This is a genomic window from Azospirillum brasilense, from assembly GCF_001315015.1.
In the GTDB taxonomy this organism is placed as follows: Bacteria; Pseudomonadota; Alphaproteobacteria; order Azospirillales; family Azospirillaceae; genus Azospirillum; species Azospirillum brasilense.
Window position 1 is genome coordinate 73,762 of the sequence record NZ_CP012914.1, and the last position, 21,870, is coordinate 95,631.

22 protein-coding genes are annotated in these 21,870 nt (G+C 68.9%); 8 read left to right on the forward strand and 14 right to left on the reverse strand.

From position 1 onward, the window contains the following. Positions 1–25: 25 nt before the first annotated feature. Entirely contained in the window at positions 26–1,048 is a 1,023-nt protein-coding gene (gene holA, locus AMK58_RS00340; protein WP_035670359.1) for a DNA polymerase III subunit delta, read from the forward strand. 10 nt (positions 1,049–1,058) lie between these two features. Here holA and AMK58_RS00345 read toward each other — a convergent pair whose 3' ends face one another. The 8 genes from AMK58_RS00345 to AMK58_RS00380 form a co-directional block, all read right to left on the reverse strand. Further along, a complete protein-coding gene (locus tag AMK58_RS00345; protein ID WP_035670356.1) occupies positions 1,059–2,423 on the reverse strand; it encodes an esterase-like activity of phytase family protein in 1,365 nt (454 codons plus the stop codon). A 114-nt stretch (positions 2,424–2,537) separates the two neighbouring features. Beyond that, the gene (locus AMK58_RS00350) at positions 2,538–3,449 is read right to left on the reverse strand and encodes a ParB/RepB/Spo0J family partition protein (RefSeq protein WP_014238939.1); all 912 of its coding nucleotides are present in this window, start codon (positions 3,447–3,449) and stop codon (positions 2,538–2,540) included. Beyond that, entirely contained in the window at positions 3,449–4,255 is an 807-nt protein-coding gene (locus tag AMK58_RS00355) for a ParA family protein (protein ID WP_035670351.1), read from the reverse strand. Before AMK58_RS00355 ends, AMK58_RS00350 begins: the two co-directional genes overlap by 1 nt. Positions 4,256–4,304: 49 nt before the next feature. Beyond that, positions 4,305–4,919 (reverse strand): 16S rRNA (guanine(527)-N(7))-methyltransferase RsmG, encoded by a 615-nt coding sequence (gene rsmG / locus AMK58_RS00360; protein ID WP_059398466.1) that lies wholly within the window; start codon positions 4,917–4,919, stop codon positions 4,305–4,307. Beyond that, complete coding sequence (gene mnmG / locus AMK58_RS00365; RefSeq protein WP_059398467.1) at positions 4,919–6,787, reverse strand: tRNA uridine-5-carboxymethylaminomethyl(34) synthesis enzyme MnmG; 1,869 nt, start codon at positions 6,785–6,787, stop codon at positions 4,919–4,921. Before mnmG ends, rsmG begins: the two co-directional genes overlap by 1 nt. A 110-nt stretch (positions 6,788–6,897) precedes the next feature. Next, positions 6,898–8,229: a tRNA uridine-5-carboxymethylaminomethyl(34) synthesis GTPase MnmE gene (gene mnmE / locus AMK58_RS00370; RefSeq protein WP_059398468.1), complete on the reverse strand. Its 1,332-nt coding sequence runs from the start codon at positions 8,227–8,229 to the stop codon at positions 6,898–6,900. 34 nt (positions 8,230–8,263) lie between these two features. Continuing rightward, complete coding sequence (locus tag AMK58_RS00375) at positions 8,264–8,623, reverse strand: (2Fe-2S) ferredoxin domain-containing protein (protein WP_035670343.1); 360 nt, start codon at positions 8,621–8,623, stop codon at positions 8,264–8,266. Further along, complete coding sequence (locus AMK58_RS00380) at positions 8,620–8,871, reverse strand: DUF6489 family protein (protein WP_014238933.1); 252 nt, start codon at positions 8,869–8,871, stop codon at positions 8,620–8,622. The genes AMK58_RS00375 and AMK58_RS00380 overlap by 4 nt, the downstream gene beginning before the upstream one ends. Before the next feature lie 154 nt (positions 8,872–9,025). Here AMK58_RS00380 and AMK58_RS00385 point away from each other — a divergent pair, with 154 nt between their 5' ends. From AMK58_RS00385 to AMK58_RS00395, 3 genes are read left to right on the forward strand one after another with little or no spacing between them, the layout of a single operon-like run. Further along, entirely contained in the window at positions 9,026–11,044 is a 2,019-nt protein-coding gene (locus tag AMK58_RS00385; protein WP_059398469.1) for a thioredoxin domain-containing protein, read from the forward strand. Between the two features lie 4 nt (positions 11,045–11,048). Then, entirely contained in the window at positions 11,049–11,570 is a 522-nt protein-coding gene (locus tag AMK58_RS00390) for a methylated-DNA--[protein]-cysteine S-methyltransferase (RefSeq protein ID WP_051140825.1), read from the forward strand. A gap of 21 nt (positions 11,571–11,591) precedes the next feature. Continuing rightward, a complete protein-coding gene (locus AMK58_RS00395) occupies positions 11,592–12,566 on the forward strand; it encodes a quinone oxidoreductase family protein (RefSeq protein WP_059398470.1) in 975 nt (324 codons plus the stop codon). A gap of 41 nt (positions 12,567–12,607) precedes the next feature. Here AMK58_RS00395 and dnaQ read toward each other — a convergent pair whose 3' ends face one another. The 5 genes from dnaQ to AMK58_RS00420 are packed head-to-tail and all read right to left on the reverse strand — an operon-like array spanning position 12,608 to position 16,236. Beyond that, positions 12,608–13,285 (reverse strand): DNA polymerase III subunit epsilon, encoded by a 678-nt coding sequence (gene dnaQ, locus AMK58_RS00400; RefSeq protein WP_059398471.1) that lies wholly within the window; start codon positions 13,283–13,285, stop codon positions 12,608–12,610. Further along, entirely contained in the window at positions 13,278–13,922 is a 645-nt protein-coding gene (gene coaE / locus AMK58_RS00405) for a dephospho-CoA kinase (RefSeq protein WP_035670323.1), read from the reverse strand. Before coaE ends, dnaQ begins: the two co-directional genes overlap by 8 nt. 9 nt (positions 13,923–13,931) lie before the next feature. Next, positions 13,932–14,786 carry a shikimate dehydrogenase gene (locus AMK58_RS00410; protein ID WP_035670320.1) on the reverse strand — a complete coding sequence of 285 codons (855 nt, stop codon included), beginning with the start codon at positions 14,784–14,786 and terminating at the stop codon, positions 13,932–13,934. Next, the gene (locus AMK58_RS00415; RefSeq protein ID WP_035670318.1) at positions 14,783–15,391 is read right to left on the reverse strand and encodes a Maf family protein; all 609 of its coding nucleotides are present in this window, start codon (positions 15,389–15,391) and stop codon (positions 14,783–14,785) included. The genes AMK58_RS00410 and AMK58_RS00415 overlap by 4 nt, the downstream gene beginning before the upstream one ends. Further along, on the reverse strand, positions 15,388–16,236 hold the full coding sequence (locus AMK58_RS00420) for a pyruvate, water dikinase regulatory protein (RefSeq protein ID WP_035670316.1): 849 nt from the start codon (positions 16,234–16,236) through the stop codon (positions 15,388–15,390). The genes AMK58_RS00415 and AMK58_RS00420 overlap by 4 nt, the downstream gene beginning before the upstream one ends. A gap of 448 nt (positions 16,237–16,684) precedes the next feature. Here AMK58_RS00420 and hemE point away from each other — a divergent pair, with 448 nt between their 5' ends. The 4 genes from hemE to AMK58_RS00440 all read left to right on the forward strand — a co-directional run bounded on the left by hemE (position 16,685) and on the right by AMK58_RS00440 (position 18,963). After that, complete coding sequence (hemE, locus tag AMK58_RS00425; protein WP_104675373.1) at positions 16,685–17,710, forward strand: uroporphyrinogen decarboxylase; 1,026 nt, start codon at positions 16,685–16,687, stop codon at positions 17,708–17,710. A gap of 50 nt (positions 17,711–17,760) precedes the next feature. Further along, positions 17,761–18,189 carry a protoporphyrinogen oxidase HemJ gene (hemJ, locus tag AMK58_RS00430; RefSeq protein ID WP_035670314.1) on the forward strand — a complete coding sequence of 143 codons (429 nt, stop codon included), beginning with the start codon at positions 17,761–17,763 and terminating at the stop codon, positions 18,187–18,189. Positions 18,190–18,288: 99 nt separating this feature from the next. Then, positions 18,289–18,513 carry an AbrB/MazE/SpoVT family DNA-binding domain-containing protein gene (locus AMK58_RS00435; RefSeq protein WP_014238921.1) on the forward strand — a complete coding sequence of 75 codons (225 nt, stop codon included), beginning with the start codon at positions 18,289–18,291 and terminating at the stop codon, positions 18,511–18,513. 6 nt (positions 18,514–18,519) lie between these two features. Then, a complete protein-coding gene (locus AMK58_RS00440) occupies positions 18,520–18,963 on the forward strand; it encodes a type II toxin-antitoxin system death-on-curing family toxin (protein WP_035670312.1) in 444 nt (147 codons plus the stop codon). Positions 18,964–18,969: 6 nt separating this feature from the next. Here the strand turns inward: AMK58_RS00440 and AMK58_RS00445 are convergent, their stop codons facing one another. Continuing rightward, complete coding sequence (locus tag AMK58_RS00445; protein ID WP_079285566.1) at positions 18,970–21,711, reverse strand: cation-transporting P-type ATPase; 2,742 nt, start codon at positions 21,709–21,711, stop codon at positions 18,970–18,972. Between the last annotated feature and the right edge of the window lie 159 nt (positions 21,712–21,870).

The following is a 21,870-nucleotide window of genomic DNA, read 5'->3' on the forward strand; positions in this document are numbered from 1 at the left end:
GACCTCCGCCACCGACGGTGTCTTCGTGAAGCTGCAAGCCCGGGCGATCGACGGTTTCCTGCGCAGCCCCGATCCCAAGATCCGCGCGGTCCTGCTCTACGGCCCGGACACCGGTCTGGTGCGCGACCGCGCCATGGGGCTGGGCCGTACCGTGGTCACCGATCTGTCCGATCCCTTCCGGGTAACGGAGATGCTGGGCCGCGCCGTCGCCGACGATCCGGCCCGGCTGGCCGACGAGGCCGCCGCCTTGTCCTTTACCGGGGGCCGCCGTCTGATCCGCGTGCGCGAGGCGGAGGACAACGTCACCACCGCCTTCACCGCCTTTCTGGCCGATCGGACGCCCGGCGACAGTTTGGTCATCGTCGAAGCGGGCGATCTCGGCAACCGGTCGAAACTGCGCACCCTGTTCGAAGGGGCGGACGGCGCCGTCGCCATTCCCTGCTATGTGGAGGAGGAGGCCGCGCTTGGCCGGGTCATCGCCGACATCCTGCACGGCCATGGCCTGACCGCCGATCCCGACGCGCTGACCTTCCTCGCCGGCAACCTGGTTGGCGACCGCATGGTGGCACGCGGCGAGATGGAGAAGCTGGCGCTCTACATGGGCACGGAGACGCGCGTCCGACTGGAGGACGCCCAGGCCTGCGTCGGCGACAGCGCGGCCCTGTCGCTCGACGAGCCGATCTGGGCGGCGGCGGAGGGCGACTTCGCGACGCTCGACCGCTCGCTGGCCCGTTTGTTCGCCGAGGGCATGTCCCCGGTGCCGATCCTGCGCGCCGCCCAGCGTCATTTCCAACGTCTGCAGATGGTCGCCGGGCAGGTGGCGGCGGGCAAGTCGGCGGACGCCGCGGTGGAGGCGCTGCGCCCGCCGGTGTTCTTCAAAATGAAGCCGCGGCTGACCGGTCAGGCCCGCCGCTGGCCGGCGCCGCTGGTGCGGCAGGCGCTGGAACGGCTGGTCGAGGCCGAGGCGGACTGCAAGCGCACCAACATGCCCGACCAGACGCTCTGCGCCCGGGTTCTCTTCCAGCTCGCCTCGCTGGCGCGGCGCTGACCGTTTCTCCTTACTTCGCGGCCAGGAACTGCGGCACGCGGAGCAGGATCAGTTCGTTGTGGTCCTGCTTGCCCAGCGCGCGGCCCGACGAGTAGGGGAGGTTGTTGTCGTTGCCGACGACGATGTGCTCGGCGTCCACCACATCGACATTCTCGATGGTCACGAAGGGGAAGGTGAACGTGCCCTTGTCACCGCCGAGCCGGGCGACGCCCTTCGGATCGTCGATGTCCATCAGGTCGACATAGCCCACCTTCTTCACGAAACCCTCCGCGTCGGCTTGGGCGAAGTCGATCTTGTAGACGCGCTTGAACCGGGCCGGGGCGTTGAAGCAGTCCGGAGTCGGCTGGCCGGTGCAGCCCTGGGCCGGGTTGCCCTCGCCGTTGTCGCGCTCGATGATCAGGCCGGTGGTGGCGTCGATCATGTTGAAGTCGCCGATGTTGTTGCCGTTGGCCTCCAGCAGGTACTTGAAGCTGCGGCCCGTGAAGTCGCCCTTGGCGACGTCGAACTCGGCGATGCGCAGATACTCCCGCTCGTCTTTGGTTTCCCAGGCACTGCCGGTCCACAGCGGCCCTTCGAACAGCGGGTAGAGGAACTGGCCGTCCTTCGACGCGGCCATCCCTTCGAAGCCGCGCGACCGCCGCACCTCGAAGCCGACGGCGCCCGGCACCGCCGGTGTGGACACTGCGTAATGGTCGGGGGAGCGCACCGGCTTGCCGTCCACCTTGCTCTCATGCAGGGACAGCAGTTTGCCGGTGCGATCGGTCACCAGGATGTAGGGGCCGAACTCGTCGCCGAAATACATCCGGTCGCCGATGATCTGGACGCTCTCGACATCGAAATCGGCACCGGTCAGATAACGTTCCGCGGTCGCCTCGGTGACGATGGGGAAGGGCACCTTGCGGTCGGGATCGCGCAGGAACAGCGTCTCGGTCACCGCCGCCGTGCCGGTCTTCCAGTCAATGGTCAGCCGGTGCACCGTCAGCATCGCGTCGGCGGAGTTGCCCTTGCTGCCGAAGCCATTGTCGGTCAGCACCAGGAAGCTTCCCTCGCCCAGCGCCTTGATGCCGGAAAAGCCCTGGACCGGCTGGCCCTCGAAGGGCAACGCCATGCCGGTGCCGCGCGGCGCATTGGGCGCCGACAGGAAGGACGTGCCGTCGATGCTGCGAGGCTGGTCGACGCGCTTGCGGTCGGCGGCGGTGAACTTGCCGGAAGTGCGGAAGAGATTCGGCGCGTCGGCGGGCGGCGCCACGAAGGTCGCCGCGTCGATGACGCCGTGCCCGGCCAGCTCCGCCGGGAATTTTTGGTCCGCAAGAGCCGGCCCCGCAATCAGGGCCGCAGTGAGGCCGGCGAGGCACAGGCCGTGGATGGGCTTCATGAACTTCCCCCTCTGTGTCGGCTCCGGCCGCGTCGCTGCGGCCGGACGACCCTGTTTAGGGGGAGATCATGTTAGCGCCGTTTCACTAAAGTGACAGTTTGGTTCCGCGACATCCTACTCCCCACCAAGGCGCCGCAGCACGTCGTCGAGCTGGTCCAGCGTCTGGTAATGGATGGTGATGGAGCCGCCTTTGCCCTGGGGTGTAATAGCGACCTTCAGCCCGATGCGGGCGGAGATCTCTTCCTCCAGATTCACCAGATCGACGTCCTTCAGCGTCGGGTCGGTGGCGGCACCACCACGCCCACCGGCCTTCTTGGTCTTGACCGGAGCGCTGCCGCGCATCAGGTCTTCGGTCTGGCGGACGTTCAGCCCACGCTTGACCACTTCGCGCGCCACCGACACCGGGTCGGAGGAGGTGAGCAGGGCGCGGGCGTGGCCGGCGCTGAGCGCCCCCTCCTGCACCATGCCCTTGACCGGATCGGGCAGGGCGAGCAGGCGCATCATGTTGGCAACGTGGCTGCGGCTCTTGCCGACCGAACGCGCCAGATCCTCCTGCGTGTGCTCGAACTCCTCCATCAGCCGCTTGTAGCCTTCGGCCTCTTCGAGCGGCGTCAGGTCCTGGCGCTGGATGTTCTCGATCAGCGCGATTTCCAGCGCTTCTCGGTCCGACAGTTCGCGGATGACGACCGGCACCTCGTGCAGGCCGGCGATCTGTGCGGCGCGCCAGCGGCGTTCGCCGGCGATCAGCTCATAGGAGTTGGTCGTCTCGGGATCGCGGCGGACGAGCAGGGGTTGGAGGATGCCCTTGTCGCGGATCGACTCGACCAGCCCTTGCAACGCCTCGTCGTCGAAGGTGCGGCGCGGCTGGTACTTGCCGGGATGGATGAACTCGATGGGCACCTGCTTGGACTGGCGCACCTTGTCGAGCGCGGAGTAATCCTCCGCCGCCTCGCCGAACAGGGCGGACAGGCCACGGCCCAGGCTGGCGCGGCGGGCACCGCCGTCCGAACGTTTGGTATCCTCCATCACGCGCTCAGCCTCTTCTCACGGCGCAGCACCTCGCCGGCCAAATGGATGTATGCCTGCGACCCGGGGCAGCGCATGTCGTAGATCAGGACCGGCTTGCCGTGGGACGGCGCCTCCGACACCTTCACGTTCCGCGGGATGACGGTGTCGTAGACCTTCTCCCCGAAGAAGCCGCGGACGTCGGCGGCCACCATGTCGGACAGGTTGTTGCGCTTGTCGAACATGGTCAGCACGACGCCGTGGATGTCCAGCTCGGGGTTGAAGGCGCGCTTCACCCGCTCGATGGTGCGGACGAGGTGGCTGAGGCCTTCGAGCGCGTAGAACTCGCACTGCAGCGGCACCATCACGGCGTGGGAGGCGACCAGCGCGTTCAACGTCAGCAGGCCGAGCGCCGGCGGGCAGTCGATCAGCACGTAATCGTATTCCAGCGCGCTCTTGTCGACCGCCTCGCGCAGCCGGAACTCGCGCCGCTCGGAGGTGACCAGCTCAACCTCGGCACCGGACAGATCGACCGACGAGGTGATGATCGACAGGTTCGGCACGGTCGACACCGTCGCGGCGTCCTCCAGCGGCATGCCGTCGAACAGCACGTCGTAGATGCCGACACGACGCTCGGCGCGCGGAATGCCGAGGCCGGTGGAGGCGTTTCCCTGGGGATCGAGATCGATCACCAGGACGCGCTTGCCGATGGCGGCCAGAGCGGTTGCCAGATTGATGGTGGTCGTGGTCTTGCCCACGCCGCCTTTCTGATTGGCAATCGATATGACCCTGGCGGCCGGGGTGACGGAGGGAAGGGCGGAGGGCATGTCAGCCTCTCGGGAAGCCTCGGAGCGGGAATGCATCAGGGTCGCGGTCTTAGACACGGGCGATACCACTCACACGCAGGATGGTTCCGGTGGGGTCTGTGCGGCTGTCGAAGCGCTCGGTCCGCATCTTCCAATATTTGGTGGTATCGGTCAATTCGTCCGCCACATTTTGCCCCTTGGGAAACAGTGCCGCACCCCGGTCCTGAAGGAAGGGATGGGCCCAATTCAGCAGATCGTTCAGCGGCGCCAGTGCGCGGGCCGTCACCACGTCGGCGACGATCGGTGGCACCGCCTCGATCCGCTTGTTGTGCACGGTGACCGGCGCTCCGGCGACGCGGGCCGCCTCGCGCAGGAAGGCGCATTTGCGGGAGTCGCTCTCCACGAGATGCACCTCCGGCACGCCCATGATGGCGAGGACGAGGCCGGGAAAGCCGGCGCCGCTGCCAAGATCGACCAGCACCCGAGTGCCTTCGGGCAGCAGCGGGTGGAGCTGCGCGGAGTCGAGGAAATGCCGGCGCCAAGCGTCGGGCAGAGTGGAGGGGCCGACGAGGTTGATCTTCGGCTGCCATTTGCGCAGCGTCGCCTCGTAAGCGGCAAGGCGGTCCAGCGTTTCACGTGAAACACCCGTCTCGGCCTGGAAAGCCGCGGCATCGAACAGGCTCATCAGACGGCCACCTTCACGTCACGCCGTTTCACGTGGCGGAGCAGGGCGACCAGCGCCGCCGGGGTCATGCCGGGAATGCGGGCCGCTGCCCCCAAGGTCGCCGGACGGGCCTGCCGCAGCTTCTGCCGGATCTCCGCGGACAGGCTGCCGATGCTGTCGGGATTGAGATCGTCGGGAAGCTCCAGCGCCTCCTCCTTGCGGAAGGCACGGATGTCGGCCTCCTGCCGGTCGAGATAGCCGGCGTATTTCCCGTCGATCTCCAACTGCTCGACAACATCGGCGGGAATCGTCGCCAGCTCCGGCCACAGCCGGGCGAGGGTGGCAAGGTCGAGGTCCGGATAGCGCAGCAGATCGGCGGCGGTCCGGCGCACGCCGTCCTGGTTGACCGCGATGCCCTGCCGCTGCAGCTCCGCCGGGGTGGCCTGGAGGGCGCGCACCAGCGTGCGACCGGCGGACAGCGCCTCGGCCTTCGCCGTAAAAACGTCACGCCGCGCCGACCCGACGCAGCCGATGGAGAGCCCCTTGGGTGTCAGCCGCTGGTCGGCATTGTCGGCGCGCAGGATCAGCCGATACTCGGCGCGCGAGGTGAACATCCGGTAGGGCTCGTTGGTTCCTCGGGTGATCAGGTCATCGACCAGCACCCCGATGTAAGCGTCGGCGCGGTCAAGCACGAACCCCTCCGCCGAGCCGCCGGCCAGCAGAGCGGCGTTGATGCCAGCCATCAGGCCTTGCGCCGCCGCTTCCTCGTAGCCGGTGGTGCCGTTGATCTGGCCAGCGAAGAACAGGCCGCGAGTCCGTCGGGTCTCCAGCGTCGGCTTCAGCTCCCGCGGGTCGACAAAGTCGTACTCGATGGCGTAGCCGGGACGGATCATCACCGCCCGCTCCAGCCCCGGCATCCTCTTCAGGAAGCCGAGCTGGACGTCGCGGGGCAGGGAGGTCGAAATGCCGTTCGGGTAGACCGTGTCGTCGTCCAGCCCCTCCGGCTCCAGGAAGATCTGGTGGCGCTCCTTGTCGGCGAAGCGCACCACCTTGTCCTCGATGGACGGGCAGTAGCGCGGTCCGGTGCTCTGGATCTGGCCGGAATACATCGGCGCGCGATGGAGGTTGCCGCGGATCAGCGCGTGCATCTCCGGTGTCGTCCAGGTGATCGCACAGTCGATCTGCGGCGTGTCGATGCGGTCGGTCAGGTAGGAGAAGGGCGGGGGTGGCGTGTCGCCCGGCTGCTTTTCCAAGGCGGCCCAGTCGATGGTCTTGCCGTCGAGCCGCGGCGGCGTGCCGGTCTTCAGCCGGCCCAGCGGAAAGCCCAGACGCGCCAGCGTGTCGGACAGACCGATGGACGGCGCCTCGCCGACGCGACCCGCCGGGGTGGTTTCCTCGCCGATGTGGATCAGGCCGCGCAGGAAAGTGCCGGTGGTCAGCACCACGGCGCCCGCGGCGAGGGTCTCGCCGGAACCGGTCACCACGCCGGTGACCCGGCCTTCGTCGCCGATGGTCAGGTCCTCAGCGCCACCGGCCTCGATGGACAAGTTCGCCTGTTCCGCGAGGATCGCCTGCACAGCCTGCCGGTAGAGCTTGCGGTCGGCTTGGGCGCGCGGGCCACGGACGGCCGGTCCCTTGCTGCGATTCAGGATGCGGAACTGGATGCCGCCGCGGTCGATGGCGCGGGCCATGACGCCATCGAGAGCGTCGATCTCGCGCACCAGATGCCCTTTTGCCAACCCGCCGATGGCCGGGTTGCAGGACATCTCACCAATGGTGTCCAGCTTGTGGGTGAGCAGCAGGGTGCGCGCACCCATGCGCGCCGCAGCGGCGGCAGCCTCGCAACCGGCGTGGCCTCCGCCGACAACAATGACGTCGAACGTTCGCATGGCTGGACCATAGCCGAGTCAGCGTCGGACGCCAAGCGCGGCGATGCAGCAAAGCCCGTGTTTCACGTGAAACAGAGCGGCGCGTCGCCTTTGTCACGCCCCCGCTTGGCTCACTTGCCGATGCAGAAATCCCGGAAGATCACATCCAACAGGTCTTCGACATCGACCCGTCCGGTGATGCGACCGAGGGCGCGGCTCGCCAGACGCACATCCTCGGCCATCAGCTCCGGCAGAGGGGCTGTCAGGGCACGGCGAAGGGCATCCCGGCACTCCTCCAAGGCAGAGCGGTGACGGGCGCGGGTCAGGGCGGGAGCGCCACTGCCGGCCAGACGGTCGGCGGTAAACGCCGTCAAACGCCGTTCCAACTCCGGCAGGCCGGCACCGGTCCGGGCCGAGACCGCCACCGCCTCCCAGCCGCCGACCGTCGGCACCGCGGCATCGACGACGTCCGTCTTGTTCAGGACCACCACCGTGTCCTTGTCGAGCAGCGCGACCGTCGCCGGGTCAAGCGCGGGCAGGGCGGTGGCGTCGAACACGGCGACCTTCACGTCGGCGCGGGCGGCGCGGTCGAGCGCGCGGCGGATGCCTTCCTCCTCGACCTCGTCGGCGGCCGCCTCGCGCAGGCCCGCCGTGTCGGCCAACACCACCGGGTAGCCGCCGAGGTCGAGATGGACTTCGATCACGTCGCGTGTGGTGCCGGCGCGGGCCGAGACGATGGCAGCCTCGCGGCGGGCGAGGGCGTTCAGCAGGCTCGACTTGCCGGCGTTGGGCGCGCCGACGATGGCGATGTGCAGACCCTCGCGCAGCCGCTCCCCACGGCCACGGTCGTCGAGATGGGCGTCGATCCCGGAGGCGAGGGCGTCCAGCACGGGACGCGCGGCGTCCGACACGCCGGAGGGCAGGTCCTCGTCGGGGAAATCGATGTCGGCCTCGATGTGGGCCAGCGACCGGGTCAGCCGCTCGCGCCAGCCGTCGTAGAGTGTGCCGAGCGCGCCTTCCATCTGGCGCAGGGCCTGACGGCGCTGGGCGGAGGTCTCGGCGTCCACGAGGTCGGCGACCGCCTCGGCCTCGGTCAGGTCGAGTTTGCCGTTCTCGAAGGCGCGACGGGTGAACTCGCCGGGCTCGGCAACGCGCAGACCGGGCAGGGCGGAGAGCGCCTCCACCACGCCAGCCACCACGGCGCGCCCACCGTGGAGGTGCAGTTCCACCACGTCCTCGCCGGTGAAGCTGCGGGGAGTGGTGAAGCGCAGCACGAGGGCATCGTCCAGCGCCTCCCCGTTCTTGGGATCGCGCAAGCGGACGAGCGTGGCCATGCGGGGTTCGGGCAGCGGCTTGCCGGTCAGGGCGGCGAGGGCGTCGCCGGAGGCCGGGCCCGAAACGCGAACCACCGCCACACCGGCGCGGCCGGGGGCGGTGGCGAGGGCAAAGATCGTCGGAATCATTGTGCCGAGTGTCATCGTGCCGGTTCCGGAACGATCAGCCGACCTGTTCCGGCAGCAATTCTTTTTGTTCCGGCTTCAGCATGAGCCGTTCCACACGGCCACCGCCGATCAGGTGCGTCTCCAGGATCGCGTCCACATCGGCGAAGGAGCGGTAGGTGTACCAGACGCCCTCCGGATAGATGACCAGCACCGGACCCAGCTCGCAACGGTCCAGGCAACCGGCGGCGTTGATGCGCACCCGGCCGTCCAGACCCAGCTCGCGGGCGCGCGCCTTCATGTAGTCGCGGAGCTTCTCGGACCCCCGGGCGGCGCAGGAGCCGCGCTTGTGTCCGTCGGGGCGGCGGTTGGTGCAGGAGAAAACATGGGCTTCGAAGTAGGGCTTCGGATCGGTCACTTGCGTCCATCCTGTCCCATGGCGGCGGCCATCTGGGACCAAAACATTTTCTGAAGCTGCTCCATGCCCTGAATTCCCGCCGGCAGCCACGTCTTCATCATCGTCTCGGGGTCCATGGCGAGCAGGGAGGCCTGCATGCGGTCCTGGATCTCCTGCATCATGGCGTCCTGCATGGGCTTCACGTCGGGAAGACCCAGGAAGTGGCGCGCCTCCTCGGGTGTGCAGTCGATGTCGATGGTGATTTTCATGGCCCCATTCCCTTGGAAAGCGCGCGGTACGCAGGAAATTAAGGGTTGAGCGCCGCTTCGGCTCATGCCCCACTATACAGATAGGAAGCCCTGGCGCAACGGCACCGCCGCGCCAGTTTATTCCCAACCACGCCACAGACCGGAAACGCCTGCGATGCCCGCGAACCTGCTTGGCCGGGAGACCAGCCCCTACCTGCTTCAGCACAAGGACAACCCCGTCCATTGGATGGCCTGGGGCCGCGACGCCTTCGAGCGGGCCAGGCGCGAGAACAAGCCGGTGCTGCTGTCGGTCGGCTACGCCGCCTGCCACTGGTGCCACGTGATGGCGCACGAGAGCTTCGAGAACCCGGAGATTGCCGGGCTGATGAACGAGCTGTTCGTCAACATCAAGGTGGACCGGGAGGAGCGGCCGGACGTCGACCAGATCTACCAGTCCGCCCTGGCGATGCTGGGGCAGCAGGGCGGCTGGCCGCTGACCATGTTCCTGACACCGGAGGCCGAACCCTTCTGGGGCGGCACCTACTTCCCGCCGGCCTCGCGCTACGGGCGGCCCGGCTTCCCCGACGTGCTGCGCGGCGTGGCGGAGACTTACCGCAACAAGCCGGAGAACGTGACCCGCAACGTCGCCGCGCTGAAGGATGCGCTGGGCAAGCTGGCCGAGAACCGGGCGGCGGGGGAGGTCGACCTCGCCATGCTCGACCAGATCGCCGACCGGCTGGTCCGCGAGGTCGATCCCTTCCACGGCGGCATCGGCCACGCCCCGAAATTCCCCCAGGTTCCGATCTTCACGCTGCTGTGGCGGGCTTGGCTGCGCACCGGCAAGGAGCCGTACCGCGAGGCGGTCACCAACACGCTGGCCCATATGAGCCAGGGCGGCATCTACGACCATCTGGGCGGCGGCTTCGCCCGCTACTCGGTGGACGAGATGTGGCTGGTGCCGCATTTCGAGAAGATGCTCTACGACAACGCCCAGCTTCTCGACCTGATGACCCTGGTCTGGCAGGCGGAGCGGGAGCCGCTGTTCGAAACACGCATCCGGGAAACGGTGGGCTGGGTTCTGCGCGAGATGATCGCCGAGGGCGGCGGCTTCGCCGCGACCCAGGACGCCGACAGCGAGGGCGAGGAGGGCCTGTTCTACATCTGGAACGAGGAGGAGATCGACCGGCTCCTCGGCCCCGGCGCCAAGGTCTTCAAGCGCGCCTACGGCGTCACGCCGCAGGGCAACTGGGAGGGGGCGACCATCCTCAACCGGCTGCACCGCATCGAGGCGCTGGACGCTGAGACCGAGGCGACGCTGGCCGAACAGCGGGCGATCCTCTGGCGGGAGCGCGAAAAGCGGATCAAGCCGGGCTGGGACGACAAGGTGCTGGCCGACTGGAACGGCCTGATGATCGCGGCGCTCGCCCAGGCCGGCATGGTCTTCGACGAGCCGGAGTGGATCGCGGCCGCGCAGCGCGCCTATGCCTTCGTCCGCGACCGCATGACCGAGGACGGGCGGCTGCTGCACAGCTGGCGGGCCGGGCAGCTCAAGCACCGCGCGACGCTGGACGACTACGCCCACATGGCGCGCGCGGCACTCGCCCTGCACGAGGCGACCGGCGACGCCGGAGCGCTGGAACAGGCGCGGGCCTGGGTGCGGGTGCTCGACGCGCATTTCTGGGACGCCCAGGCCGGCGGCTATTTCTACACGGCGGACGACGCGGACGACCTGATCGTCCGCACCAAGTCGGCCGGCGACGCGGCGACCCCCAGCGGCAACGGCACCATGCTGGCGGTCCTGGCGACACTGCACCACCGCACCGGCGAGGCCGCCTACCGGGAGCGGGCGGATGCCCTGGCCGCCGCCTTCTCCGGCGAGCTGAGCCGCAATTTCTTCCCGCTGCCGACCTATCTGAACGCGGCGGAGCTTCTTCAGAAGGCGCAGCAGATCGTCATCGTCGGCGACCCGCAGGCGCCGGACACGGCGGCGCTGCGCCGGGCGGTGCTCGACCGTCCGCTTCCCGACCGCATCCTCAGCGTCCTGCCGCCGGGGACGGATCTGCCCGCCGGGCACCCGGCCCACGGCAAGGGCTTGCAGGGCGGGGTGGCGACCGCCTATGTCTGCACCGGCATGACCTGCTCCCCCCCGGTGACCGCGCCCGACGCACTGGCCGCCGCCCTGACCCGGAGATGACGTCATGACGCAGACCCTCAAAAACCCGGCCGCCGGCAGCCTGACCGTCGACAGCCCGCTGGGCCTGCTGACCCTGACCAGCGCCGCCGGCGCCATCGTGGCGCTCGACTGGGGACGGCTGGGCGATGACCGGCCGGACCCCGTGCTGGAGGAGGCGGCGCGCCAGCTCCGCGATTATTTCGCCGGCACGCGGTTGGATTTCGACCTGCCGCTGTCCCCCCGCGGGACGGCCTTCCGGCAGAAGGTCTGGGCGGCGATGCAGGCCATTCCCTACGGCGGCGTCCTGACCTACGGCGACGTCGCGCGGATGCTGGACACGGCGCCGCGGGCCGTCGGCGGGGCCTGCGGGGCCAACCCGATCCCGGTCATCATCCCCTGCCACCGCATCGTCGGTGGCGGCGGGGCGCCCGGCGGCTATTCCGGCATGGGCGGCCTGCGGACCAAGGACTGGCTGCTCCGCCACGAGCGGCGGTACCGGGTGACAGCGGAACAGGCCGGCGATACGCTGGAGCTTCAGCTTCTATAAAAAGGGAAGGAACCGACCACTATGGTTCACGCGATCCGCATCCACGACTACGGCGGACCCGAAGCGCTGCGCTGGGAGGAGATCGAGGTGGGCGACCCCGGCCCCGGTCAGGTGCGGCTGCGCCAGACCGCCGTCGGGCTGAACTACATCGACACCTATCACCGCTCCGGCGCCTACAAGCTGCCGCAGCTTCCCGCCATCATCGGGACCGAGGGCGCCGGCGTGGTCGAGGCCGTGGGGCCGGACGTGACGACGCTGAAGCCCGGCGACCGGGTGGGCTACGCGCCGCTGATCGGCGCCTACGCCGAATCCCGCCTCGCCCCCGCTGACCGGCTGATTCCGCTGCCGAGCTGGATCGAGGACCGGCAGGCCGCCGCCATGCTGCTCCAGGGCATGACCGCGCAGTTCCTCCTGCGCTCCACCTACGCGGTGCAGCCGGGCGACACCATCCTGGTCCAGGCCGCCGCGGGCGGCGTCGGCCAGATCCTCTGCCAGTGGGCGAAGCATCTGGGCGCCACCGTGATCGGCACGGTCAGCAGCGACGAGAAGGCGGAGCTGGCCCGCGCCGCTGGCTGCGACCATCCCATCGTCTACACGCGCGAGAATTTCGTGAACCGCGTGAAGGACCTGACGGACGGGCAGGGCGTGCCGGTGGTCTATGACGGCGTCGGCAAGACGACCTTCATGGACAGCCTGGACTGCCTGCGCCCTCGCGGCTTCATGGTGCTGTTCGGCGCGGCGTCCGGGCCGGTCCCACCGCTGGATCTCCAGGTGCTGGCGGCCAAAGGCTCGCTCTACGTCACGCGCCCGACCCTGTTCAGCTACGTTTCCAAGCGCGACGACCTGATGGCCAGCGCCGCCGACCTGTTCGAGGTGGTGCACACCGGCGGGGTGACCATCAACGTCGGCCAGACCTTCGCGCTGCGCGACGCGGCGGAGGCCCACCGGGCGCTGGAGTCCCGCGCCACGACCGGATCGACGGTGCTGTTGCCGTAAGGTTCAAAGCCCTCTCCCGGGACGGGAGAGGGAATGACACCTCACTCGGCGGCCCAGAGCGGGTTCTTCAGCTTCTTGAGAAGCTCCGCATGGGCCGCCAGTTCCTCCTCGCTCGGCGCGTGGGCGCGTGGGGCGCGGTAGGGGCGGTCGATGCGGATCGCCGCGGGGCCGCCCGTTGCCGGGCCGGAGGCCAGCGCCAGACCGGCCTGCCGCCCGCCGCGCAGCTCCAGATACACCTCGGCCAGAAGCTGGGCGTCGAGGAGCGCGCCGTGGTAGGTGCGGCTGGAATTGTCCACGCCGAAGCGCTTGCAGAGCGCGTCCAAGGTGGCCGGCGCGCCGGGGAACTTCTGCCGCGCCATCAGCAGCGTGTCGATGGCCCGGTCCTTCGGCATCACCGGATAGCCGGCGATCCGCATCTCCCAGTTCAGGAAGTGCATGTCGAAGGCCGCGTTGTGGATGACCAGCGGCGCGTCGCCGATGAAGGCCACGAACTCCGCCACCACGTCGTTGAACAGCGGCTTGTCCGCCAGGAACTCCGTCGTCAGCCCGTGCACCGCCACGGCGTCCGGCGGCACGTCGCGCTCCGGGTTGACGTAGCAGTGGAAGGTCTTGCCGGTGGCGACGTGGTTGTGCAGCTCGACGCAGCCGATTTCGATCAGCCGGTGCCCTTCCTCGGGCTTGAAGCCGGTCGTTTCCGTATCGAGGACGATCTCACGCATGAACCACCTGTCCGGGCTGGTATCCCCGCGGCGGCCACTGCCGGCCGCGGCGCCGCTTCACGTCGGCGAGGATGTTGCGCAGCGCCCGCCGGGTGGCCCGCCGTCCGTCGCCGGTGTTGACGACGTGGTCGGCGCGCCGCCGCTTCTCCGCGTCGGGCATCTGCCGGGCCAGAATAGCGGCGAACTTGTCCGGCGTCATGCCCGGCCGCGCCAGCACCCGTGACTTCTGCACCAGGAAGGGGGCGGTGACGACCACGCTGCGGTCGACCTTGCGCTCCCCGCCGGTTTCGAACAGCAGGGGGATGTCCAACACCGCCACGCGGACGCGGCGGCGCGCCGCCTGCCGGAGGAAGCGCCGCTGAGCGGCCTGCACCGCCGGGTGGAGGATCGCCTCCAGCCGCTTCAGCGCCGCCGGGTTGCCGAACACCGCGGCCCCCAGCGCCCGCCGGTCCACCGCACCATCCACCACGACGCCGGGGAAGGCCGCCGCGATGGCCGGCACCGCCGTGCCGTGGCGCCCCAGCAGGCCGTGCACCACGGCGTCGCTGTCGCAGACCGGCGCGCCCATGCGCTTCAGCATGCGCGCCGCCGTGCTCTTGCCCATGCCGATGGAGCCGGTCAGTCCCAAGACGATCATCGCGCGCCCTCAGCCCTGGAGAACGGCCGCCTTCAGCCCCTCGGTCACCTCCGGCTCCCGGCCGAACCAAGCGGCGAAGCCAGGGCGGGCCTGATGGAGCAGCATGCCGACGCCGTCCACCACCCGGTTGCCGCGCGCCTGCGCGGCGGTCAGAAGCGGGGTCATCAGGGGCGTGTAGACGATGTCGGTGACGACGGCCGAACCGGGCAGGGCGCGGAGGTCCAGCTCCAGCGGCGGCTGGCCGGCCATGCCCTGGGTCGTCGTGTTCACCACCAGCGCCACACCTTCGAGAAGCGTTTCACGTGAAACCCAATCGGCGGTCTCGATGGCGCCAACCCCATCACTGTTGCCGATATCAGCGGCCAGTTCGTCGGCCCGCGCCCGTGTGCGGTTGACCAGCCAGACCCGCGGAGCACCCTCGTCGAGGAGAGAGGCGACGACGGCCCGCGCCGCGCCACCGGCCCCGATGACCAGCGCCGGCCCGTCCGATGCCTTCCAGCCCGGCGCGCCGCTCTTCAGGTTCTCGATGAAACCGAAGCCGTCGGTGTTGCGGCCTTCCAGCGCCCCGTCCTCGCCGACCACGATGGTGTTGACGGCACCCATCCGCCTAGCGGTGGCGTCCAGACGGTCGACCGTGCGGTAAGCGGTCTCCTTGTGCGGCACCGTCACGTTGCAGCCGCGGAAGCCCAGCGCGGGCAGAGCGCGGATGGCCTGCTCGATGCGGTCGGGCGGCACGGCCAGCGGCACATAGGCGCCGTCGATGCCGTACCGCTCCAGCCAATAACCGTGCAGCCGGGGCGAGCGCGAATGGCCGATCGGCCAGCCCATCACCCCGGCCAGCTTCGCCTTGCCGCTGATCGTCATTCCGCAATCACCCCATGCACCCGCAGGAACCCGAGCAGCGGCAGCAGCGGCAGCCCGAGGATCGTGAAGAAGTCGCCGTCCACCCGGTGGAAGAGTTGCGCGCCCAAGCCTTCGAGGTGATAAGCGCCGACCGACCCCATCACGTCGTCGCCCGCTGCGTTCAGGTAGGACTCCAGAAAGGCGTCGCTGAACGGGCGCATGGTCAGGCGGGCGCGGTCCACATGGTGCCACAGCCGCTCGCCGTCGCGGATCACCACGGCGCAGCTCACCAGCCGGTGCGTCTTGCCGCGCAGGTCCTGAAGCTGGGTCCGCGCGGCGTCGCGGTCGGCCGGCTTGTCGAACCAGCGGCCCTCGCATTCCAGCATCTGGTCAGCGCCGATCACCAGAGCGCCCGGATGCTTACGGGTGACGCGCTGCGCCTTCAGCTCGGCCAGAGCCTCGGCCACATCCTCGACCGGGGCGCCCTCGGCGCGGGCGGCCAGCTTGATCTCCTCTTCGTCCACCGCGGCAGGGGCAAGGGTGACGCGCACCCCGGCGCGTTCCAGCATCTCCGCCCGGGTGCGGGAACCGGAGGCGAGGACGACGGTGGGAATCGCTCCGCTCACGTCAGGGGCCCCTCGGGGACCACCCCGGGCAGGCCGCCGGTCTGGCGGCGGGCGAGCAGCATCATGATCTCCGCTGCCGTCTCCTCGATGGAGCGGCGCGACACGTCGATCACCGGCCAGCCGCGCCGGGTGAACATGCGCCGGGCGTCGGTGACCTCGGCGCGCACCACCTCGGGATCGACGTAGGTCGAGGACTCGTTCTGGTTCAGCAGCTTCAGCCGGTTGCGACGGATCTGCACCAGACGGTCCGGGTCCTTGGTCAGGCCGACGACCAGCGGCCGGGTCAGCTTCTCGATCTCCGGCGGCATCGGGCAACCGGGAACGATCGGGATGTTCGCCGCCTTGATGCCGCGGTTCGCCAGATAGATGCAGGTCGGCGTCTTGGACGTGCGCGACACGCCCATCAGGATCACGTCGGCCTCGTGCAGGTCCCAGCTCGATTGGCCGTCGTCGTGGGCCAGCGCAAAATCCATCGCGTCCATACGCCCGAAATATTCGGCGTCCAAGGCGTGCTGGCGGCCGGGCTGGCGCTGTGATTCCACGCCGAGGAAGGCGGCCAGCGCGTTGATCAGCGGGTCGAGGACCGGAATGCAGGGAACCTGCACCTCGCGGCAGAAGTCCTGAAGGCGGCGGCGCAGCTTCTCGTCCACCAGAGTGAACATGACGAGACCGCGATTCTCCTGGACGCCCTCCAGAACCATGTCGAGCTGACGCTCGGTCCGCACGAGATTCCAGAAATGCTCGACCGGGCGAACATCGTCGAACTGGATGACGCAGGCGCGGGCGACGCTGTTGATCGTCTCGCCGGTTGCGTCCGACACAAGATGCAGGTGGAACTGTCTCATCCGTCCCCAACGTGTTGTGGAGAACCCGTCCGAATCTGTGGACAACGGGGATCTCCTGGATTCTGTCCCTCGGGGCGGGACTCGTCGCCCCCGCTGGCGCCCCCTTCGGGACAATCCGCGCGCCCTCTCCGGAACATGGGTACAATGACTCCCGCGGACCATGTTATCCACGGGATTCCCAGGCTTCCCGATATAGCATTTCCGCCGTTTCCGGCGAAAGCGTCCGGAGTCGTCCACAGAATCCGATTTTCGTCCACAGCGCACCGTCCGGCCTGTGGACGATTCTGCGCAAAGCGGGGATTCCCGTTTTCCACAGGCACCCACCACCCCTTCTTCCTTTCTCTCTTTAAAAAGAATACTGAGTAGAAGGGTGAAAACCCGCAGACCCGATTCACTTACAGGGGAACGATCCGCCGTGTCCGAGGCCGTGACCAAGATTGCCAAGCCGATGCTCGCCGCCCTCACCGGCGAGGTGCGTTCGCGCCCGCCCTTCTGGCTGATGCGCCAGGCCGGCCGTTACCTGCCGGAATATCGGGAATTGCGCGCCAAGGCCGGCAGCTTCCTGGACATGTGCTACAACCCGGATCACGCGGTCGAAGTGACCCTGCAGCCGCTGCGCCGCTACGACATGGATGCGGCGATTCTGTTCTCCGACATCCTGGTGGTGCCGCACGCCCTGGGCCAGCCGCTGGCCTTTCTGGAGGGCGAGGGGCCGAAGCTGGACCCTGTGAGAAGCGTGGACGACCTCAAGCGCCTGTCGCGCGACCGCTTCCACGAGCGGCTGGAACCGGTCTACGAGACCGTCCGCCGCCTCTCCAGCGCGATTCCCGCGCACACCACGCTGATCGGCTTTGCCGGGGCGCCCTGGACGATCGCCTGCTACATGGTCGAGGGGGCGGGGTCCAAGGAGTACGCGCATGTCAAGCGCTGGGCCTACGGCGACCCCGCCGGATTCGGTGCGCTGATGGATCTGCTGGTCGAGGTGACCGCCGACTACCTGTGCACCCAGATCGAAGCCGGAGCCGAGGTGGTGCAGCTCTTCGACAGCTGGGCGGGCGTCCTGCCGGCGGGCGAATTCCGCCGCTGGGTGATCGAGCCGACGCGCCGCATCGTGGATCTGATCAAGGCGCGCCACCCCGCGATTCCGGTCATCGGTTTCCCGCGCGGTGCGGGCCTCTCCTATGAGGAGTACGTGACGGGCAGTGGTGTGGATGCGGTCGGGCTCGACACCACCGTCCCGGTGGCTTGGGCGGCCGGGAATCTGCAATCCAGATTGCCGGTGCAGGGCAACCTCGACCCGATCATGCTCGCCGCCGGTGGCGAGGCCCTGCGCAATGCGGCGTCGGAGATTCTGGAGACGCTCGCCGGCAGGCCCTTCGTCTTCAACCTGGGCCACGGCGTGATCCAGACCACCCCGCCGGAACACGTGGCCGAGCTGGCCCGTCTGATCAAGGACTGGCCGAACCGGGGCTGAGGCGCCGGTGGGTTAAAAAAAGCGCGCAACGGGAAGGGAAGGGGATTCCAGTGCTTTACCTCTGGGTCAAGGCTCTGCACGTCATCAGCATCATCGCCTGGATGGCCGGGCTTCTCTATTTGCCGCGGCTGTTCGTCTATCATTGTGAGACGGCGCCGGGCTCCGAATCCTCGGAGCGCTTCAAGGTGATGGAACGCCGCCTGCTGCGCGCCATCATGAATCCGGCGATGGGCGCGGCCTATCTGTTCGGAATCGCGATGATCGTGATGGAACCGGCCTGGATGAAGCAGGGCTGGCTGCACGCCAAGCTGCTGTTCGTGCTGGCCCTGACCGTCACGCACATGATGATGGCGCGCTGGCGCAAGGACTTCGAGGCGGACCGCAACACCCGCCCGCAGCGCTTCTTCCGCATGTGGAACGAGGCGCCGACCCTGCTGATGATCGGCATCGTCATCTTCGTGATCGTGAAGCCGTTTTGACGGAATGGGGCAGGGCGATGACCGGTACGGGCCGGCCATCGCCCTTGACGTAATAACGAACGTAATTACATTCTGTGCCGATCCAGCGCGGAGGTCGCCATGCACACCACCAAACTGACCAAGGTCGGCAATTCCACCGGGCTCACCCTGCCGCGCGACGTGCTTGCGGCGGCGGACCTTCAGCGGGGCGACGCGGTGTCCGTGGAGGTGCGCGATGGCCGCATCGAGATCTCCAAGACCGACGACAGCTACAACCGCGCCATGGACATCGGCCGGCGCTTTTCCGCGCGCTACCGCCGCACCATGGACATCCTGTCCAAGTAGGTCGGCGTGGACCACCCGTCGATCCAGGGACGTCCCTACGTCAACCCGCCGCTCCAGGCGGTGCTCGACCTGCATGGCGAGTTGCTGCTGGAACATGGCGGCGCGCCCGGCATGCGCGACCTCGGGGCGTTGGAGGCGTCGCTGGCCCGTCCTTACCAGCTCATCGCCTATGGTGACGACCGGCTGACCATTTTCGATCTGGCCGCTGCGGTGTGCGTCAGCGTCTGCCGCAATCACCCCTTCGTGGACGGAAACAAGCGCGCCGCGTTCGTGGCGCTGGGCCTGTGTCTCGGCCTGAACGGCTTCGAACTGGACGCGGCGGAGCGGGAGGCGGCGGACATCATCCTGGCGCTCGCCGCCGGCAGGCTGGGCGAAGAGGCGTTCCGCGACTGGGTCGCCGACCATTGCTACGACATCGGCTTCCACGACATGGGCGGCCCGGAATCGTAGGGGCGGTCAGCCCCGCCGCCCCATCACCCGGCGGGTGACCGCCTTCTCGGCCTCCACCGCCAGGAAGATCGCCAGACCGGCCGCCGTCATGGCCACCCACTGGGTCCAGTCCACCGCCGCTGTGCCGAACAGGCTCTGCAGGGGCGGGGCGTAGGTGAAGGCGAGCTGGAAGACCAGCATCAGCCCGATGGAGATCCACACCGGGCGGCTGCCGAACAGCCCCCGCTGGTTCAGCACCGAGGCGGTGACCGCCCGGGCGTTCAGCAGGAAGAAGATCTCGCCCATCACCAGCGCGTTGACGGCCATGGTGCGGGCGACCGGCGTCGGATCGCCGTGCCCTTCGTGCAGCAGGAAGAATCCGAAGCTGGTGGCGACCAGGAGCGCCATCACCAACACCATGCGCCCGATCAGGAAGCCGGGCAGGATCGGCTCGTCCTTGGGGCGGGGCGGGCGCTTCATCACCGCGGCCTCCGGCGGCTCGAAGGCCAGCGCCAAGCCCAGCGTCACCGCCGTCACCATGTTGACCCAGAGAATCTGGACCGGGGTGATCGGCAGCGTGTAGCCGGCCAGCACGGCGACCAGGATCACCATCGCCTGAGCGCCGTTGGTCGGCAGCATGAACAGGATCGTCTTGCGCAGATTGTCGTAGACGGTCCGCCCTTCCTCCACGGCGTGGGCGATGGAGGCGAAGTTGTCGTCGGCCAGCACCATGCTGGCGGCCTCCTTCGCGGCCTCCGTGCCCTTGCAGCCCATAGCGACGCCGACGTCGGCGCGCTTCAGGGCGGGCGCGTCGTTCACCCCGTCGCCGGTCATGGCGACGGTGTAGCCGGCCGTCTGGAGCGCGCGAACGAGGCGCAGCTTGTGCTCCGGCGTGGTGCGGGCGAAGACGTCGGCGTTGCGCGCCACGGAAACCAGCGCCGTGTCGTCCAGCCGGTCCAAGTCGGTCCCGGACACGGCGTCGCCCGACAGGTTGAACTGCCGCCCGATGGCCTGGGCGGTGCCGGCGTGGTCGCCGGTGATCATCTTCACCCGGATTCCCGCCGCCTGGCACTCGGCCACCGCCGCCACCGCCTCCTCGCGCGCCGGATCGATGAAGCCGCACAGGCCGAGCAGGGTCAGCCCCTTGCGCACGTCGTCCATGTCCAGAACGGTCTGGCCGGGCGGGGCAGGGCGCCCGGCGAGCGCCAGGACGCGCTGGCCGCGCGCCGCCAGCTCCTCCACCCGCGCCAGCCAGTGGGCGCTGTCGAGCGGCGCGCTGCCACCATCCGCGGCCCGTACGTGCGCGCACATGGACAGCACGCGTTCCGGCGCGCCTTTGACGTACAGCAGCCCGTGCCCCTCATGGTCGTGGTGCAGGGTGGCCATGTACTTGTGTTCGGATTCGAAGGGGATGACGTCCGTACGTGGGCGACGGACAGCCTCCTCCCGCGCGTCCAGCCCGGCCTTCATGCCCAGTGCCAGCAGGGCGCCGTCGGTCGGGTCGCCGGCCACCGTCCAGCCCTCCTCGCCCCGCTGAAGCTCGGCGTCGTTGCACAGCAGGGCGGCGCGGGCCAGCTCGGCCAGGACGGGATCGGCGGCGGGGTCCAGGGCTTTGCCGTCGCGCCGGAACTCGCCTTCGGGGCGGTAGCCGGTGCCGGTCACTGTGCAGTCGCCCGCGGCGGTCACCACGGTCTGCACGATCAGCTCGTTGCGGGTCAGCGTGCCGGTCTTGTCGGAGCAGATGATTCCGACCGAACCCAGCGTCTCCACCGCCGGCAGACGGCGGATGATGGCGTTGCGCCGGGCCATGCGGGTGACTCCGATGGCCAGCGTGATCGTCATCACCGCCGGCAGCCCCTCCGGAATCGCCGCCACCGCCAGACCGACCGCGGCCATGACCATCTCCGGCCAGGGCTCCCCCTGGACCAGCGAACCGTAGAGAAAGGTCAGCGCGGTCAGCGCCAGAATGCCGATGGTCAGCCAGCGCCCGAAGACCGCCATTTGGGCGAGCAGCGGCGTGGTCAGCTCCTCCACGCCCGCCAGGAGCGTACCGATGCGGCCCAGCTCCGTCCGGTCCCCTGTGGCCACCACGACGCCCGTGGCCTGTCCCTGGGCCACCAGCGTGCCGGAATAGGCCATGCCGCCGCGCTCTGCCAGGGGAGCGTCCGCGGCCACCGCGTCGGCGCTCTTGGCAACCGGCATGGATTCCCCGGTCAGCGCCGCCTCCTGCACACGCAGGCCCTTGACGCGGACCAGCCGCAGGTCGGCCGGCACCTTGTCGCCCGAGGCCAGCAGCACCCGGTCGCCGGGCACCAGCTCCTCCGCCGGGACGGTGACCTGATGGCCGCCGCGCACGACCACCGCCTGCGGCGACAGCATGTTGCGGATGGCGTCCAGCGCCTGCTCCGCCTTGCCTTCCTGGACATAGCCGATGGCGGCGTTGATCAGCACGACGCCGGCGATCACCGCGGCGTCCACGAACTCGCCCAGCAGGACCGTGACGACTCCCGCGCCGATCAGCACATAGATCAGCAGATTGTCGAACTGCGCCAGGAAGCGCATCAGCGCCGACCGGCGGGGTGGCGGGCTCAGGCGGTTGGGGCCGTACCGGTGCCGGCGGTCCGCCGCCTCCTCGGGAGTCAGCCCGTCGTCGGGGCTGTCCAGCGCGGCCAAGGCCTCGTCCGGGGGCTGGGCGTGCCAGGGCAGGGGGTCGGTGGAGGCTTCGGGAGCAACGATGGTTCCGGGTCCGGAACGGTCATGCGGGCTCATGATGTCAACCAAACCGTTTCTGTCCTAAACGTCCCAGGTCGTGGCCCGGTGGTCTGGATAACAGGGGATGCGGCATCGTGACCCGGATGAGATGACCCGGACGAAGACGCGCAAGATTCCGCCCTGTTTCCAAGAATTCGCTTTCATTTGACTTGCAGA

Bases quoted from the DNA above. Each gene is read 5' to 3' on its own strand.
- AMK58_RS00420 (WP_035670316.1), bottom strand. From the start codon at position 16,236: ATGAGACAGTTCCACCTGCATCTTGTGTCGGACGCAACCGGCGAGACG.
- AMK58_RS00345 (WP_035670356.1), bottom strand. From the start codon at position 2,423: ATGAAGCCCATCCACGGCCTGTGCCTCGCCGGCCTCACTGCGGCCCTG.
- AMK58_RS00380 (WP_014238933.1), bottom strand. From the start codon at position 8,871: ATGAAAATCACCATCGACATCGACTGCACACCCGAGGAGGCGCGCCAC.
- mnmE (WP_059398468.1), bottom strand. From the start codon at position 8,229: ATGATTCCGACGATCTTTGCCCTCGCCACCGCCCCCGGCCGCGCCGGT.
- coaE (WP_035670323.1), bottom strand. From the start codon at position 13,922: ATGATCGTCTTGGGACTGACCGGCTCCATCGGCATGGGCAAGAGCACG.
- AMK58_RS00390 (WP_051140825.1), top strand. From the start codon at position 11,049: ATGACGCAGACCCTCAAAAACCCGGCCGCCGGCAGCCTGACCGTCGAC.
- AMK58_RS00445 (WP_079285566.1), bottom strand. From the start codon at position 21,711: ATGAGCCCGCATGACCGTTCCGGACCCGGAACCATCGTTGCTCCCGAA.
- rsmG (WP_059398466.1), bottom strand. From the start codon at position 4,919: ATGAGCCTGTTCGATGCCGCGGCTTTCCAGGCCGAGACGGGTGTTTCA.
- AMK58_RS00395 (WP_059398470.1), top strand. From the start codon at position 11,592: ATGGTTCACGCGATCCGCATCCACGACTACGGCGGACCCGAAGCGCTG.
- dnaQ (WP_059398471.1), bottom strand. From the start codon at position 13,285: ATGCGTGAGATCGTCCTCGATACGGAAACGACCGGCTTCAAGCCCGAG.
- AMK58_RS00410 (WP_035670320.1), bottom strand. From the start codon at position 14,786: ATGACGATCAGCGGCAAGGCGAAGCTGGCCGGGGTGATGGGCTGGCCG.
- AMK58_RS00355 (WP_035670351.1), bottom strand. From the start codon at position 4,255: ATGCCCTCCGCCCTTCCCTCCGTCACCCCGGCCGCCAGGGTCATATCG.
- mnmG (WP_059398467.1), bottom strand. From the start codon at position 6,787: ATGCGAACGTTCGACGTCATTGTTGTCGGCGGAGGCCACGCCGGTTGC.
- AMK58_RS00350 (WP_014238939.1), bottom strand. From the start codon at position 3,449: ATGGAGGATACCAAACGTTCGGACGGCGGTGCCCGCCGCGCCAGCCTG.
- AMK58_RS00435 (WP_014238921.1), top strand. From the start codon at position 18,289: ATGCACACCACCAAACTGACCAAGGTCGGCAATTCCACCGGGCTCACC.
- hemE (WP_104675373.1), top strand. From the start codon at position 16,685: ATGCTCGCCGCCCTCACCGGCGAGGTGCGTTCGCGCCCGCCCTTCTGG.
- AMK58_RS00385 (WP_059398469.1), top strand. From the start codon at position 9,026: ATGCCCGCGAACCTGCTTGGCCGGGAGACCAGCCCCTACCTGCTTCAG.